We start from the raw sequence: 15,478 nt of genomic DNA, 5'->3' as shown, positions 1-15,478 counted from the left end.
GTGACGGCATTGCCGGCTTGGAGGGTTGGAGACATTTTCACCTAACACGCGATGAATCCAGACAGAGCCACCCTTAACTTCCTGAACAGCTTTCCTGAGGAGGCCCGCAAACGCGGGGAGATGTTGCAAAAAGACGGTGCGGTCACACAGATCTTCGGCAACCACCTCTTCATTCAAGGCCGGGTGGAAGACGAAACCGGAACCTTCCGTACGAGCCTCCGCCTGCAGGGAAATCGATGGTTTGGCTCTTGCACTGCAGAAGACGAAGTCGTCTCGGGTGCCTGTCAGTATGCCACCATGATGGAGCGCATGCACCGTGGAGAAGATCTCCCGGAATCGCCGAATGAATTCGATGACACGCCGATTCTCGACATCATCGAAGAAAAGCTCGGTCGCGAGCTCGATGACAAGGAAGCGGATTTCGTTACCAAAATCGAAAAGCGCTATCGCCGCTACGTGATCGAAGGCGAGCTGCATGACCACGACATGGTCCGCATTACCCCACGCTGGGAAATCAATACCTATGAGCCACTCGAACTCTGGCCGATGCCTCCTGGGGACATCATCGAGTTCTGGAACTACATCGCTTATGCCTTCTACAAAAAGAAGCTGAGCTATCCGGAGTTCATGAGCGTCATCACCGACCTCAGCCACGTTCAGAAAAAAATGGCGGACTGGGAGCAGGAGCGTGAAGTCGCCGCCTGGTATGACCGGATCGAACAGGTCAACGAACGCCCGCCGCAAGATGCTCCTCTGAAAGTTGAGTTTCGTTTGGTCGCCACCATCAACGAAGCACGCCTCGAAGTTCGTGAGGCCAAGGCCAACGTCTGGGTCCAACTGCGCGAGAAAAACGAGATCGAGCACTACGTCAATCTCCACCATGAAGCCGCATTGCTCATGGATTCTTCGAGCCAGACGCTCTGGGAGCACTTCCTGGCGTTTGTTAGAAAGCACGGCGACACCACGCTTGATTTCGATCAGGAAGAAGCATGTCGCTTCATGAACCGGGTGTTCCGCCAACCAGCTCTCAAAGGTTACATCGTCAACCTCGATGACCGTGAGTTCAAGGTCGTCGAAGAAGCCCTGACCTGGGTCTGTGAAGACGATCCATACGATCCTAACAGCTTCGCGCTGCAGCTCGTCACCTCGAACAACGAGAACGTTTCCCATTCGGTCCGCCTCCTTCCTGGCCGCCGCGAGTATTATCAATCCGACGAAACCGTGTTCCCTGGCCCACCACGTTGGCTTGAGGAAACCGAAGTCATGCCGCGCTATCTGATTCCGAAGCGCGTGATCGACTCGCTCGAAGGCGTGGAATTTCTCCGCAAGATCGGTGCCTCCCTGCCCGAGTCGCTGAAGAAACGCGTCGTTGACCTTGAACTCAAGCCACGCTTCGAAATGAAGCTGGTCGCCGGCCTCACCGCCGCCGAAACCGAGCACTTGGTGATCGACGTCCAAGCGATCGAATCAAAAGGCCGCCGCACCGAGCGACTGACCAAGGAAGGCTGGGAGCTCGTCGAGCAACAACCGGTCAAAGGCAAGCAACTGCTGCGCTTCGCCCGCGAAGATCTCTACCCAGTCCCATCGATTCTCGACGAAATGGGACTGTCCTACGACGAGAAGCTGCTGTCGTTCAAATCCCGGATTACCAAGCAATTCCCGGAGAAATTCGCCGACTGGATCAAGGCCATGCCGGAGAACATCGAGCTGGATATCGATACCCGGCTTAAATCGATTCTCGCCGATCCTGTCACCGCCGCCGTCCGCTTCGAGGTCGTCGGCCAGGACATCGACTGGTTCGACCTCCGCATCGTCATCGATGTTCAAGGCGTCAACCTTTCCAAAGCACAGATCCGCCAGCTGGTCGCCGCTCGTGGTGGCTACGTCCGGATGGAAGACGGCTCATGGATGCGTCTTGAGATCAAACTCGACGCCGATCAGCGCGAAGCTGTTACCCGCCTCGGACTCGATCCATTCGACCTTTCCGGCGAGACCCATCGCATGCACGCCCTGCAGCTTGCCGATCCGAAAGCGGCTGAGGTGTTCGATCCAAAAGCCTGGGAACGCATCAAGAATCGCGCTGGCGACATTCAAATCGAGGTCAATCCAGACGTTCCAAAATCGCTCAACGCAACCCTTCGCCCTTACCAGATCGACGGTTTCCAGTTCCTTGCCTACCTCTCCGTCAACAACTTCGGCGGCATTCTGGCAGACGACATGGGTCTTGGAAAAACCATCCAGTCCCTCACCTACCTGCTCTGGCTGTTCGAAGAAAACGTTCGCCAAAAGGGCATGAAAAAGCCGGCGCTCGTGGTCTGTCCGAAATCGGTTCTCGATGTGTGGGCAAGTGAGGCTGAGAAGTTCGCACCGAACCTCACCGTCAAAATTCTTCGCAACCGCGACGACATCGATGTCGAACACATCCAGAACAAGATCGACATCCTGGTGCTCAACTACGCCCAGCTCCGCGTTTGCGGCGACATGCTGAACCAGGTCAAATGGCTCACCACCATTCTCGACGAAGGCCAGCAGATCAAAAACCCGGATTCAAAAGCCGCGAAGTCCGCGCGTGAACTGGATTCTCAAAACCGCTTGGTGCTGACCGGAACGCCGATCGAAAACCGACTGCTCGATATGTGGTCGCTGATGGCTTTCGCCATGCCCGGCGTTCTTGGTTCACGTGCTTACTTCAAGAAGCGCTTCGACAAACGGAAAGATCCACTTTCGCAAACCCGCCTCGCCTCGCGTCTGCGCCCGTTCCTTCTGCGCCGGACGAAACTCCAGGTGGCACAGGATCTCCCACCGCGGACCGAAGAGGAAGTTTACGCGAAGATGGAAGGCATCCAGCTGGAACTCTACAAGAACGAGCTCAAGCGCATCCAGAAAGCACTCCTCGGCTTGGATTCCGACGAAGCGGTGAAGAAAAATTCCTTCGCCATTTTGCAAGGCCTGATGCGCCTGCGCCAGATCTGCTGTCACCCGGGATTGATCGATCCGAAGTACCTGAAGGAAGAATCCGCCAAAATGGAATCGCTCTTCTATCTCCTCGATCAGCTTCACGAAGAAGGTCACAAGGTGCTCGTGTTCTCGCAGTTCGTCTCGATGCTTGATCTGATCAAAGCGCGTCTCGAACTCGAAGCCCGCCCGTTCCATTACCTCACCGGTCAAACCAAGGACCGGAAGGGCGAAATCGAACGATTCCAAACCACCAAGGACCCATCGGTCTTCATGCTTTCCCTGAAAGCGGGTGGCGCCGGTCTGAACCTGACCTCCGCGTCCTACGTCATCCTTTACGATCCATGGTGGAACCCCGCCGTGGAAAACCAGGCGATCGACCGTACTCACCGGATCGGCCAGAAGAACAAGGTGATCGCGTATCGCTTGCTCACCCGCGACACCGTGGAGGAAAAAATACGGATTCTTCAACACCAGAAGACCCAGCTCGTCACCAACGTGCTTGGCGACGAAGGGTTCGCTTCGAACCTCGGCTTGGACGATCTCCAGTTCATCCTCAATCACACGATCGACGAGGAAGACGAAAAGAAATAATCGTCCGAACCCATCCATCATCTCCAAAAAGCCCGGCCTCATCCGCCGGGCTTTTTTGTTCCAGATTCAGAAGGTCATGCGTGTGGTTCGAGATTGGGCATGATGATCAGAAATCTTTGATTTCCTGTTATTTTCTTGCTTATCGTTGGATCGGACATTATCCGGGTGGTAGCGACATGGAAGCAAATCTCCAGACACCAACTTTCAACCACGTTCATTATAAGTGGGATGACACCCATGCTGAAACACTCGATCCGTTAGGCCGCCTCGTTTATCGTTCCAACATCCTTGGTTCGGATCAACGCATCACCAACACTGGCGGCGGAAATACTTCATCGAAAGTATTTGAGACCGATCCTCTAACCGGACGCCAAGTTGAAGTTCTCTGGGTCAAGGGCTCCGGCGGGGATCTCCGCACCTCGAAACGCGAAAATTTTTCCTCACTCTATCAGGATAAGCTCATCGAGCTCCAGGACCTCTACGCGTCCAAGCCTGATACGGGACTCAAATCGCCAGCCGAAGATCAAATGGTCGGCATGTATGCCCATACCACGTTCAATCTGAATCCGCGGCCATCATCGATCGACACCCCGCTCCATAGCTTTCTGTCCGGTCGCCATGTGGATCACATGCATCCGAACTCGATCATCGCGATTGCGGCTTCCAAGAATTGCGAAAAGCTCACCAAGGAAATCTTCGGCGATGAGATGGCCTATGTTCCCTGGATGCGCCCTGGCTTCGAGCTGGGCCTTGCGATGAAGCACATTGAGGCAAAACACCCTGCCGCCCGCGCCATCATGATGGGTCAGCACGGTTTCATCTCCTGGGATGATGATGACAAAACCTGCTACGAGCTTACTCTCCGACTGATCGAAAAAGCATCCGAGTTCATCGAACAAAAATATCAGGCCAATGGTGGCGACGCCTCCGTTTTCGGCGGTCCAAAATACCAATCACTGCCTGAAACAGAAAGACGCCAGATCCTGGCTTCGATCCTGCCCTATCTTCGTGGCCAGGTATCGGAACAAAAGCGCTTCATCGGCACCATTCAAGACGACGAGAAAATCCTCCGCTTCGTCAATTCATCGGATGCGCCACGCCTTGCCGATCTTGGCACCAGCTGCCCGGATCATTTCCTCCGCACCAAGATCAAGCCGCTCTACGTTCCGTGGAATCCGCAGAAGGAAGACCTCGAAACCCTGCGCAAGAAACTCGCAAAGGGCATCGCCGAATATCGGAAGGATTACGAAAAGTATTACTCGAAGTGCAAACACGCCAATTCTCCGGCGATGCGCGATCCGAATCCGACAGTCGTTCTGATTCCAGGTCTGGGCATGATCGCCTGGGGCAAGGATAAGTCCGAGTCACGCGTGACGGCGGAGTTCTACAACTGCGCCGTGGAAGTGATGCGCGGAGCCGAAGCGATCGACACCTACATTTCCCTGCCCCAGCAAGAAGCGTTCGACATCGAATACTGGCTGTTAGAGGAAGCAAAACTGCAGCGCATGCCCGCTGAAAAAGAACTCGCCCGGCAAGTTGTCATTGTCGTCGGTGCGGGTTCCGGGATCGGCAAGCAGACCGCACATCGCCTCGTCAAGGAAGGTGCCCACATCGTGTGCGTGGACATGAACCTCGGAGCGGCTCAAGCAACCGCCAAGGAAATCACCGATCAATACGGTCTTGGCATTGGTGTAGGCGGCAGCGGCATTTCCAACTGCGGTCCCGCCATCGCCCTGCAAGGCGACATCACCAACCGTGCTGGCATTCGCGCGATGCTTGATGAAGTTGCACTCGCTTATGGCGGCTTCGATCATATCTGCATCACCGCCGGAATTTTCGTCCCATCGGATACCACGGGTCACATCCCGGACGATAAATGGGCGCTCACTTTCAACATCAATGTCGCAGGCTCCTATTTCGTTGCGGACGAAGCTGCGAAAACTTGGAGAGATCAAGGACTGCAAGGCAACCTCGTTCTAACCACCTCGGCCAATGCCGCGGTCGCCAAGAAAGGTTCCCTCGCCTATGACACCTCGAAGGCGGCCGCCAATCACTTGGTGCGCGAACTCGCCATTGAGCTATCACCCTTGGTCCGCGTCAATGGTGTCGCTCCTGCCACCGTGGTTTCCGGTTCCGCGATGTTCCCGCGAGATCGGGTGATTGGCTCACTCGCGAAATACAACATCCCGTTCAAGGAGTCTGAGGATACCGCATCTTTGGTCGAAAAACTCGCTCAATTCTACGCAGACCGGACTCTAACAAAATCGCCGATCACTCCCGCTGACCAAGCCGAAGCATACTTCTTGCTGGTCACGCAACGCTTGTCGAAAACGACCGGCCAAATCATCACGGTCGATGGCGGGCTGCATGAAGCATTCCTCCGCTAGATGCTAGCGGAGGCCCCGGCGGGGTGAGTATCGGATAGAGAGAAATCATTCTTACTCCGATCTCATCCACAGCGGTGCGCTGATGAACCAGATGATCGTCCCGAGAATCATCAACTGGCACATGACAGCCTGGGAAATTCCGCCGCTGTAAAAGAGTATCGGCGGAATGACGATCAATGAAAGTGAGGACCAGCTCACGGGTTTGGCAAAAGTTTTGAGGGTTTTCATCAGAGCTTAGCGTGAGGATTTGGGAAACATGAATCGCGCCAGAATCAAGTAAAGCAGACCGGAAGCAAGCCAGGCGGGAATCACCAGATAGGATGCAAATACACCTTTGAAGAAGATCAGGTAGAGACCGGAAAATGCCGGCAATAGCCACGCGATCAGCACCGCGAAATTGAAGGTCGAGCCAGTGACCGCCGCACCATCCTCAAGAAACCCGGCCTTTTTCGCCAGATAGTGATTCACAAAAAGAATCGCTCCTACGGGTCCTAAAATCATTCCGTAAGTTCCCACAAAGTCGAGCAATCGGGCGGAAAGCTGCGGAAATGCCCCAGCAATCGTCGCCACCAGCCCCGCAATCAGCACACCAGCCATGCGCGAGGAATGCTTCGGCAGCAGCGATTGGAATGCCAGGCCAGCGCGGTAAATGGTTGGATTTGCCGTGGTCCAACCGGCGATCACGACACAAATAATACCAGTCCAGCCGAGTGCATTCCAGGCCAGGAATCCAGGATCCACCTGGACTTTCCCAAGGTCATTCAAGGTCGCCGCCGGATTCGTCGAAATCAGTGCCGCCAACATCAAAGCCGCACAAATCCATGCCATGTAATGGCCAAGGAACATGCCTACCGATGGTGCCCAACCACTGGATTTGGAATTCGCAAAACGGAAGATCGAGAGATCGGCCATTCCCAGATGCATGGCGGCATTGCAGAGCCAACTGAAGATCACGATTTTCCAAAATCCAAATTCCTGCTGACCGTTGTTAGACTGCACAAACGCCACACCTTCATTCCAGATCGCATGCAAGCGATCCACGGAATGAGCGTCCATCTGCCCGAGCGAAACCAAACCGCACGCGGCAAAAACCAGGATCATCCACGGCGCGGCGATGTTGGCGAATCGAGAAACCGCATCGTATCCCGCAGCCGCTACGGCGGCGATCACCAGGCCGATCACTGCGACAATCACGGTGAAGCTTACACCGCCTAGCCCGAAAAGTTCCGCTGGAACCTGGAACCGCACATTGAACGGAACACCCACCGCCGAAGCGGAAACCGTGATCATCGCTCCCGCGAGGAAACAGAATAGAACTCCGTTCACCACGTTGTAAATTTTCACTGTGGAACTGCCCGCGACTTTCTCCAGCTGATAATAAAGGGTCAGCCTGCGTTTCATCGCAATCGGCAACACCAGATAGCGCCAGGTCAATACCGCCAGGACATTGCCCAGGAATAAGCCAAACATCAGATCCTTCAAACTCGCACCAGCGGCCAAAAACAAAGGTCCGATCGTAAACTCGGTTCCGGCTGCGTGTTCGCCGGCATACATCCCCCAAAAGGCCAGCGGGCCTTTGCGGGCATTTTCCGGGACCGGCTCGCGTTCGAATTCGTTCGAGGAAACAGCTTCCTCAGCGTCTTGGGTTTTTGCCATGTGGACTAGGGTTTTGGGTTTTAAGAAAGAAAATCGCAAGCGTTAGCGATTGACGAGAACAGCGTTCTCATAGCTGCGCACATCCTGCATCCAGTCCATGCCGATGGGAACATTCTGCGTCTCGCAATAGCGATCCCACACTGCGGACCAAGGCATGGATTTCAATTCCTCCATCCACGCCAAGCGACTTGTTAGATCTCCGGCAAGTTCCGCTTCGCGAAGCATCGGTGGCTCTAACAAACCAATCAGAAGCGCCTTCAGCGTATTACGGGTTCCGATCGTCCAGGCAGCGATGCGATTGATGCTGGCGTCAAAGAAATCGAGGCCGATGTGGGTTCTTTCCAGCAATTGATTCCGCACCAACTCGGATGCGATCGATTGCAGGGCATCGTCCAAGGTCACGACGTGATCGCTGTCCCAACGGACACCACGGCTCACGTGCAGCAAAATTTCCGGCACATACATCAGGACCGTTCCCAACTTATCAGCAATGCCTTCGGTTGGATGAAAGTGCCCCGCGTCCAAGCAAAGCAGCTTTTGATTCTTGATCGCATAGCCAAGGTAAAATTCATGCGAACCAACGACATAACTTTCACTGCCAATGCCGAACAGCTTGCACTCCACTGCATCTAACAAGTGCTTTGGATCATAAGCTTTCGCGAAAACTTCATCGAGCGCGTCCGCAAGACGCTGCCGTGGCGATACCCGGTCCACCGGGGTGTCCTTGTAGCCATCCGGAATCCAAACATTGGTCACCGCTGGCGATCCCAATGCCTTGCCCATTTCCGCAGCGATTTCGCGCGAGGCCATGCAATGCTCGATCCAGAATTTGCGAATCCCAGGATCTTCGCTGGAGAGTGTGAATCCATCCGCAGCCTTGGGATGCGCAAAGCATGTGGGATTGAAATCCATCCCGATTCCCTTGTCCCGCGCCCAATCGATCCAGTTCTGGAAATGCTCTGGACGAATCTCGTTCCGATCGACTTTTTTACCACCAAACTCACCGTAGAACGCGTGGAGGTTCAGTCGATGTCTGCCAGGAATGAGCGAAAACGCCTGGTCCAAATCCGCGCGAAGCTCTTCTGGAGTCCGCGCGCGACCGGGATAATTTCCCGTCACCGCGATCCCGCCACTGAGACCTTCGCCGGTGTTTTCAAAACCGCCAACATCGTCGCCTTGCCAGCAATGCAATGAAATGGGGATTGTCGCGAGTTTGGCCATCGCAGCTTCAGTATCCACGCCGATTTCGGCATATCTTTCTTGGGCGGATGCATAAGAAGCGGCGACGGAGCGGGTAGTTACTGCCATGGATCGGGTTTTCAGATTGATGAATTGGGATGCCGATCATGGACAGGATTTTGCAGAAAAACCTCCACTGTCCGGCCAAAAACCAGCACGATCCCGCCAGTGAAGAGAGTTCTCAAAATTGGTGACTGGTTTCATCCTGACGGTTTCCCTATTAGCGTCGAACGCAGGGAGCCACAGGCGGAATTTGGACTGCACTCGCACGAATTTGCCGAGTTGATCATCGTGACAGGTGGCAGATGCACCCATGTCAGTGGTTCGGAGGTTCGCGAGCTCACCGCAGGCGATGTGATCGTCATCACGGGCAAGCGCGAACATGAATACCGGGACGTGGAAGACCTGCGACTCGTCAATATTCTCTATCAGCCAGACCGCATCGGCATGAGCTTGTTAGATTTGCCATCGGTGGCGGGCTACCACGTTTTATTCACCCAGGACACTTACCCAAATTCGCGTCGACCCAGCAAACGCACGATGCGCCTGGCGGCAGGCGAAATGGCAAGGATTCTAGAATTAGTCGGTCGGCTGGAACGCGAGCTCCAGGAGCGCGACCCGGGTTTCGGCCTCATGGCCACCTCCAACTTCATGCAAATTATCGGAACCCTGTCCCGCATCCATGGCCGCAATCCATCACCCGATGGAAAGGCGCTGCTCCGCATCGGCGAAGTGCTGACGCATCTGGAACAAAACATCACCAGCGAGGTAAATCTGGATGAACTGGCAGCGATCGCCCACATGTCCGGTCGCACCTTTCTGCGAGTATTCAGCTCCGCGACCGGAACGTCTCCCCTCACCTGGTTGATCGGCCGCCGCATCACCCGCGCCTGCAATTTGCTACGGCAAACCGAGCGAAGTATCACCGAAATCGCATTCGAAGTCGGCTTTAACGACAGCAACTACTTCACCCGACAATTTCGCAAGGTCACCGGATTTTCCCCGCGCGAATACCGTCGCCACCAACGCGATGGTTAAACCACCACGATTTCCGGGAAGCGAGAGACAGCCTTGTTCCTGATCAAATCCACAGGCGGCTGGAGATCGATTGCTTGCCATTTTTCCGCGATAACTGACGCCAAAGCCTCAGCTCGACTGGCATTTCCAGGAAGCGCCACTGATCCTTGATGCAACAGGCCGAATTTTGTTCTTCGCTGACCCGCACCCGCCAATTTTCTGCCGTCCGCAGCGACCAGATCGTGGCAAACCGGATTTTCGAAACACAGTGCCGCACCGGTTTCCGTTTCGCCATTGCCAAGCTCCGTTGCGATTCCTTCCGCGCGCAAGGCTTCAGCCAAAGCGGCGTGAATCTGCCGATAACTCTCAGCTCCGCGCAGCGTCGCCATCGGCCATCCGATCGGCACCACCAGGGTGTAAGTCCAATCTCGCCGATGATCCACTACCCCGCCGCCGCTCCGTCGGCGCACCCAGCGGACGCCTGGGATTTGTCGCGAGGCTTCGTAAAAATCGCCAAAATACCCGAGACTCGCCCAATCTCCCGCCCACTCATACACCCGCAAAATCGGTGCTTCGCTGGTTTCCAGCAGCCACTCATCCACGGCCATTGCTTCCGGTCCGGATCGCCGTTCCGGATCCTGCCATAGTTGCAATCGGTCCAAAATCACCTCCGCGTCATATTCCCATCGACGAATTTCGCAACCGGCAATTCACGATCGGAACGACTCCGGAAGTTCCCGTTCTTGCATTCCCCCGCGTCCCCTTCAACGTTTCGCCATGCCTCTCGCGCCGAAACCAAACAGTGCCCTTCTCATCGTCGGGCACGGATCGACCGAAAACCCGGATTCATCCAGCCCCTACTTCGACCACGCTGCGGAAATCCGCAGTCGCCATCTATTCGCAGAGGTCCACTGCTGCTTTTGGAAAGAGGAGCCATCGATGCGTGAGGTGATCTATCAAATCGACGCCGATGAGGTGTACATCGTTCCGGATTTCATCAGCGAAGGCTATTTCACCCAAGAGGTCATCCCGCGCGAATTTCAGCTCAGCGGTCCGACCACAGAAATCGCTGGAAAAACCTACCACTACTGCCTGCCAGTCGGCGTTCACCCATCGATGACGGGCCTGATCATGAAGCGCGCCAAAGAGATCGCCCCGGATGTTGATCCCGCCGATACCACGCTCATCATCACCGGCCACGGCACGGGCTTGAATCAAAACTCCACCAAGGCCATCCGCGATCAAGTCGCGCTCATCGCCGCCTCGGATGCAGGCTACGCCAAGGTATCCGATGCGTTCATGGAAGAGCCACCACTCGTTGCAGAATGGGATCAGCTATCCCCCACCTCAAATGTCGTTGTGGTGCCATTTTTCATCGCCGATGGACTGCACTCTTACCAAGACATTCCTGTGTTGCTTGGCATGGAAAGCGAAGTCGGCGCTGCCGCCAGCCAGCGCGAAGTCTTCCGCCACAATCCGCATCACCTTCGCGGAAAAACGCTCTATTACTCATCCGCCATCGGCACCGAAAAGCTTCTCGCGGATGTCATTCTGGATTTGATCGAAGACTTCGACCAATCCCACAAGCCCCTTGTTTCCTGATCCCCCACCGCATTTCCACGCATCCCACCTAACGATGAACCTGACCCAGCATCTGGCCCAATTTCTCAACTCCGGCGGTCACCGGATCGGCCAAATCGAAATTCGATCCAATCCCGCCAATCAGGAGTGGATGCTTTGCCACGTCGACGATGCCGATAAGCTGACGGATCCGGAAATGACAGCTCTAGAGATCCATCGCGATCCCTTCGCCGCTCGCGACCTTTCCACCTTTGCTGCCGATGGCAGTTATCGCTTTACCAAAGGCCAGACCAATTTGATATCCGGCTGGATCATGATCCTCAGCACCGTCGCGGAGATTCGACAGGCGCTCGACCTGTTTTACCCTGCAGCGGTCGGTCTTTGGGTCGCTCACGCGCAAGGAAGCATCGCCGTTGAAAACCTGCGCGATAAATTGAATCGGCAAACCGGGATGTATCGGAGCGCCCGCTTCATCAGTGATGCTGGAGCGCAGGAACTCGTTACGAAAATCTGCGGCCCTGCCCATCAATGTGCCAAGCGGATCCTCTGGCAAATCGACGAGGACACGCCTTTGAACGATAGCGAGGCCAGCCGCTTCAATGGCATCCCTGGCAAGGTCGCGGAAAACGCAGCGATTCCTTTGCTCTGCCGTGAGGCGTGCAATCATTTCGTCTCGGAATGCAAAAAGGTTTCCAGCGCTGAACGCAAGGCCGCTTCGAACACAGAAGCGTGAGATTTTTCGATACCGTGATGGACGTGAGCCCCATCACGTTGTTAGTTTCGCCCGATTTCACCTAAAAATGCTCACGCTCAAACAACTCCTGGACAACAACCGCAATTGGGCCCGGACCGTTACTGAAACGGACCCGGATTTCTTCAAACAATTGGCAAGCCAGCAAAGTCCGGAATACCTCTGGATCGGTTGCTCAGATAGCCGGGTGCCCGCCAACCAAATCACCGGCCTCGCCCCGGGTGAGGTGTTCGTCCACCGCAACGTTGCCAACGTGGTTGCAGAAACCGACTTCAACGTGCTCGCCGTGCTGCAATACGCCGTCGATGTGCTCAAGGTTCGCCACATCATCGTCTGCGGTCACTACGGCTGCGGCGGCGTCAAGGCAGCGCTTGAAAACGTCCGCCATGGCATGATCGACAACTGGCTCGCCGGCATTCGCTCGTTGCGCCGCAAGCACAACGAGGAGTTACTTTCGCTCGATCCGCGCCTGGCTCTCGATCGCCTTTGCGAACTCAACGTCATGCACCAAGCCAAACACGTGGCCCGCACCAGCATCATCGAAGACGCGTGGACTCGCGGTCAGGACATTTCCATCCACAGCTGGATCTACCGCCTTGATCAAGGTCTCATCACCGTCCTGGCGAACTCAATCAACTCACCGGCTGACGTCGAGTCGATCCACGAAATTAGCGGTTGAACAAATCGCATTTTGGAGCATCTTCTCCGCGTTCAGCAAAGGGGGCGTTCTGGTTTCGACGGGATGTTCAACGCGCTGGTTGCACGTGGAGGTTGATCGGCTGGCCTCCTAAAAAAGCCGCTCAAAACAAATAAATGCAGACTCTAACGAGCTCGCACTGGCCGCTTAATTGACGACCACGTCAAAACCCCGACGCCTGCTAGGGGGGCTGGCGACACTTCAGCAGGCTGGAATCAAGGTCGGGTAGCCGGGCCTCGATTTGAGACTAAACAGGATTCTAGGATGCGTAACGCTGCATGTGGGCCACGCGCATCCGAAATACCAGATCGCATGCTAAACGTGTAGATACCAACGCCGACGATGTTTCGGACAGGGGTTCGACTCCCCTCGCCTCCACTTCTGAACTGTCCGACAAGATGATGAAGACTTTTCGGGTTTGCACCAAAGATTGGGGATGAGGCTGTTTGGTTGAGGTTTTGAGGATGGGCCGGAAGACTCCGTCTTCGACATGTGCGATTTTCCAACAAACCATTTTTGCATCCAGCGTCCCTGTTCTGGATATGGAGCGTGTCACCCGATCCGAATTTCTACTTTCTCATCAGTCACGCTGGGGGCGTCGCAAGAAGTATCTCTAGAGGCGACTTGCCGGAGTGGTCCCTGCGTTAACGAACCATCAACTGTTGCTGATATTTTGGATCGTATGGGATATTTCCAAGCTGCATATCCAACTCGCAAACCCGCCCTGAAATCCTTGCGATCCAAAAATTCAGAGTTTCTGAATGAGATTCACAAAAAACTATTGGTCAGCACCTTACAAATCCCAATCAAACACACCATTGACAATGAATTCGCGACATTCAATATGAGGCAGAACGAATTATACTGTTAGCTCAAGAAAATGACCAGTGTAGATCCACATCATTTGCTCGCTGCACTACAGCTTGGTGTGATCGGTCGGGACGATGTAATCGCTTGGGCAGATCGACGGATCGGCGAGACAGATGATCCCCCGTATTGGCTTATCGAGGTTTCGACAGCGTCACGAGCCAGCAGGATCGATCTGGAATCAATGCTGAGGGAACACACCAGTGAACCTGAGCCAAGCGATCAAGAGTTCTTGGGAGCTATGTCTGTCAGACTTTTGGACCTTTCTCATCCATTGAAGGATATTTTGCCGACGATGTATGAACGCTTTTGCCTCTCAAACCGCAAGGATGCCAGAGATGAAGTGGGAATGATCTATTTGATCGATGACGAGTTCGACTGGGATCCAGGCAGAGGAGTTGCGACTGCTAAGGAGTTCCTAGAGCCTTACCTTGAGAGGGGTCGAAGCCTCGTCGAAGAAACCAAAAGCTAACAAGCCAGCGCTGGCAACCCTGATCCGCTCTGAGTTCGAATGATGACTGGTAACGTAACCACTAACCCGCAGTCGAAAGCGCGCTCCCGATCAGGGGTGCCAGGCCTTTGACGTTCTGCATAAAATGAGTAGCACCCAAAAGTCGATCATAGCTTGCTGGATCTTCCTTTCTCTTGCGATGCTTTCCGTTGCATTAGGGTGGATCAAGTTCGCTCCATATTTCCTTCTGGGTTTCCTATACACACGCGCGAAGTTTGAATCAAAAGAGCAAATCAGGAGATATTTCTCTACACGTCCGTTCCTATACGTTGCCGCCATAATTCTCACAGCGCTGCCTATGTCGTGGTTCCTATACCGCCTTGTTTTGGTATCCGAGACATCAGGCGACTTGGGGCTTTCGGAGTTTATTCCTTTAATTCCAATGGTCGTAATCGGTGCGCTCTATGACAGATGGGTGTTCACCCAAGGTGTGAATTTGCGCCTATCTAAGAGCATCGGCAACCGTTACGAATGAAGAAGCAGAACAAGCCGCAGCACCCAACCGCCTGACCCGCTCCGAGTCGAAGTTTTAACGTGACTAAAACCCTCAACACCTAGTCAACACGCGGCTGCCGTCACGCGGTGTGTGTGCTTTGACGTTCTCCTAAAAATGACATTCCGCCGTCCGATGTCCCAAATCGCAAGCCAAACCATTTGTTTGCTCGTCGGATTGATCGCTGTAATCCCGCTCGGAGGATGCTCTGGAGGATTGCCCGCTCTGTCACCAGGCGGATACGTAGTTCAGCCGGCCCACCTCGGCCAGTTCACTTCTGGAGGGAGTTTGAGCACACTTTGGTATCGTGGCAGTGATGCACACTATCATTACTTCAGCCACTTGGTGAAGGTTTCCACCAACTATCGTGTGAAGAGATCCGAACTAACGCTCGATTCAGATAACGAGTTTCCTCTCGGCTCCAAAGACCCAGTATTCGCAAGTCCTATGGTGGCTCGCGCACTGAAAGAAGGACCGGGAGAACAAGGCGTGGGTGGCAACGGCGAACAAGCTCGTTAGTTCGCTTCACTCTGGATGCTCGACACCGCCGTGCCACCACTCTAACGTTCTGGATAAGAATGAATATGATTGATTCGGTAGTTTAACCTTTGCGGCCGCTGCCGGAATGACGTCCTGGTTGGTGATGGGAGAGTCGGAGTGAATTTGGTAGTTTGAACTACGTTGGTAGTAGATCGGATTGCTGCGAAGGAGTCGCGCCTCACGAGAACTT

At 54.6% G+C, this 15,478-nt stretch carries 13 protein-coding genes and 1 other RNA gene; 9 read left to right on the top strand and 5 right to left on the bottom strand.

The window, feature by feature from the left end; translation table 11 throughout:
- The first annotated feature begins 51 nt into the window (after positions 1–51).
- Positions 52–3,549, top strand: a complete 3,498-nt coding sequence (locus JIN85_RS14285; protein WP_200271899.1) for a DEAD/DEAH box helicase — start codon at positions 52–54, stop codon at positions 3,547–3,549.
- A gap of 176 nt (positions 3,550–3,725) precedes the next feature.
- Positions 3,726–5,936 carry a bifunctional rhamnulose-1-phosphate aldolase/short-chain dehydrogenase gene (locus JIN85_RS14280; protein WP_200271897.1) on the top strand — a complete coding sequence of 737 codons (2,211 nt, stop codon included), beginning with the start codon at positions 3,726–3,728 and terminating at the stop codon, positions 5,934–5,936.
- Positions 5,937–5,987: 51 nt separating this feature from the next.
- On the opposite strand, the gene JIN85_RS14275 is transcribed toward JIN85_RS14280, so the two are convergent.
- From JIN85_RS14275 to JIN85_RS14265, 3 genes are read right to left on the bottom strand one after another with little or no spacing between them, the layout of a single operon-like run.
- Positions 5,988–6,164, bottom strand: coding sequence for a hypothetical protein (locus tag JIN85_RS14275; protein ID WP_200271895.1), 177 nt, complete (start codon positions 6,162–6,164; stop codon positions 5,988–5,990).
- A 6-nt stretch (positions 6,165–6,170) separates the two neighbouring features.
- A complete protein-coding gene (locus tag JIN85_RS14270) occupies positions 6,171–7,592 on the bottom strand; it encodes a purine-cytosine permease family protein (protein WP_200271893.1) in 1,422 nt (473 codons plus the stop codon).
- Between the two features lie 42 nt (positions 7,593–7,634).
- A complete protein-coding gene (locus tag JIN85_RS14265) occupies positions 7,635–8,900 on the bottom strand; it encodes an L-rhamnose isomerase (RefSeq protein WP_200271891.1) in 1,266 nt (421 codons plus the stop codon).
- A 99-nt stretch (positions 8,901–8,999) separates the two neighbouring features.
- Between JIN85_RS14265 and JIN85_RS14260 the strand changes: the two genes are divergently transcribed.
- Positions 9,000–9,869: a helix-turn-helix domain-containing protein gene (locus JIN85_RS14260; protein ID WP_200271889.1), complete on the top strand. Its 870-nt coding sequence runs from the start codon at positions 9,000–9,002 to the stop codon at positions 9,867–9,869.
- On the opposite strand, the gene JIN85_RS14255 is transcribed toward JIN85_RS14260, so the two are convergent.
- A complete protein-coding gene (locus JIN85_RS14255; RefSeq protein ID WP_200271887.1) occupies positions 9,866–10,501 on the bottom strand; it encodes a lipoyl protein ligase domain-containing protein in 636 nt (211 codons plus the stop codon). The genes JIN85_RS14260 and JIN85_RS14255 overlap by 4 nt on opposite strands.
- Before the next feature lie 124 nt (positions 10,502–10,625).
- Between JIN85_RS14255 and JIN85_RS14250 the strand changes: the two genes are divergently transcribed.
- From JIN85_RS14250 to JIN85_RS14225, 6 genes are all read left to right on the top strand, one after another.
- Positions 10,626–11,450: a CbiX/SirB N-terminal domain-containing protein gene (locus tag JIN85_RS14250; RefSeq protein ID WP_200271885.1), complete on the top strand. Its 825-nt coding sequence runs from the start codon at positions 10,626–10,628 to the stop codon at positions 11,448–11,450.
- A 34-nt stretch (positions 11,451–11,484) separates the two neighbouring features.
- The gene (locus tag JIN85_RS14245) at positions 11,485–12,162 is read left to right on the top strand and encodes a DR2241 family protein (protein ID WP_200271884.1); all 678 of its coding nucleotides are present in this window, start codon (positions 11,485–11,487) and stop codon (positions 12,160–12,162) included.
- A 67-nt stretch (positions 12,163–12,229) separates the two neighbouring features.
- On the top strand, positions 12,230–12,859 hold the full coding sequence (can, locus tag JIN85_RS14240; protein ID WP_200271882.1) for a carbonate dehydratase: 630 nt from the start codon (positions 12,230–12,232) through the stop codon (positions 12,857–12,859).
- Between the two features lie 40 nt (positions 12,860–12,899).
- Positions 12,900–13,258, top strand: a transfer-messenger RNA (tmRNA) gene (gene ssrA / locus JIN85_RS14235).
- A 727-nt stretch (positions 13,259–13,985) separates the two neighbouring features.
- Positions 13,986–14,216, top strand: a complete 231-nt coding sequence (locus JIN85_RS14230; protein WP_200271880.1) for a hypothetical protein — start codon at positions 13,986–13,988, stop codon at positions 14,214–14,216.
- Between the two features lie 667 nt (positions 14,217–14,883).
- Positions 14,884–15,267, top strand: coding sequence for a hypothetical protein (locus JIN85_RS14225; protein WP_200271878.1), 384 nt, complete (start codon positions 14,884–14,886; stop codon positions 15,265–15,267).
- Between the two features lie 6 nt (positions 15,268–15,273).
- On the opposite strand, the gene JIN85_RS21415 is transcribed toward JIN85_RS14225, so the two are convergent.
- Positions 15,274–15,478: hypothetical protein (locus tag JIN85_RS21415; RefSeq protein ID WP_234047444.1), on the bottom strand; the 205-nt coding region annotated here is incomplete at its 5' end.

Origin of the sequence: Luteolibacter pohnpeiensis (assembly GCF_016595435.1) — a bacterium.
Classification (GTDB): Bacteria; Verrucomicrobiota; Verrucomicrobiia; order Verrucomicrobiales; family Akkermansiaceae; genus Luteolibacter; species Luteolibacter pohnpeiensis.
The sequence above is the reverse complement of the archived record's forward strand: the minus strand, read 5'-3'. Positions and strand labels throughout refer to the sequence as shown.

Coding starts and splice junctions, on each gene's coding strand:
- JIN85_RS14285 (WP_200271899.1), top strand. CDS start 52: ATGAATCCAGACAGAGCCACCCTTAACTTCCTGAACAGCTTTCCTGAG.
- JIN85_RS14280 (WP_200271897.1), top strand. CDS start 3,726: ATGGAAGCAAATCTCCAGACACCAACTTTCAACCACGTTCATTATAAG.
- JIN85_RS14275 (WP_200271895.1), bottom strand. CDS start 6,164: ATGAAAACCCTCAAAACTTTTGCCAAACCCGTGAGCTGGTCCTCACTT.
- JIN85_RS14270 (WP_200271893.1), bottom strand. CDS start 7,592: ATGGCAAAAACCCAAGACGCTGAGGAAGCTGTTTCCTCGAACGAATTC.
- JIN85_RS14265 (WP_200271891.1), bottom strand. CDS start 8,900: ATGGCAGTAACTACCCGCTCCGTCGCCGCTTCTTATGCATCCGCCCAA.
- JIN85_RS14250 (WP_200271885.1), top strand. CDS start 10,626: ATGCCTCTCGCGCCGAAACCAAACAGTGCCCTTCTCATCGTCGGGCAC.
- JIN85_RS14245 (WP_200271884.1), top strand. CDS start 11,485: ATGAACCTGACCCAGCATCTGGCCCAATTTCTCAACTCCGGCGGTCAC.
- can (WP_200271882.1), top strand. CDS start 12,230: ATGCTCACGCTCAAACAACTCCTGGACAACAACCGCAATTGGGCCCGG.
- JIN85_RS14230 (WP_200271880.1), top strand. CDS start 13,986: ATGTCTGTCAGACTTTTGGACCTTTCTCATCCATTGAAGGATATTTTG.
- JIN85_RS14225 (WP_200271878.1), top strand. CDS start 14,884: ATGTCCCAAATCGCAAGCCAAACCATTTGTTTGCTCGTCGGATTGATC.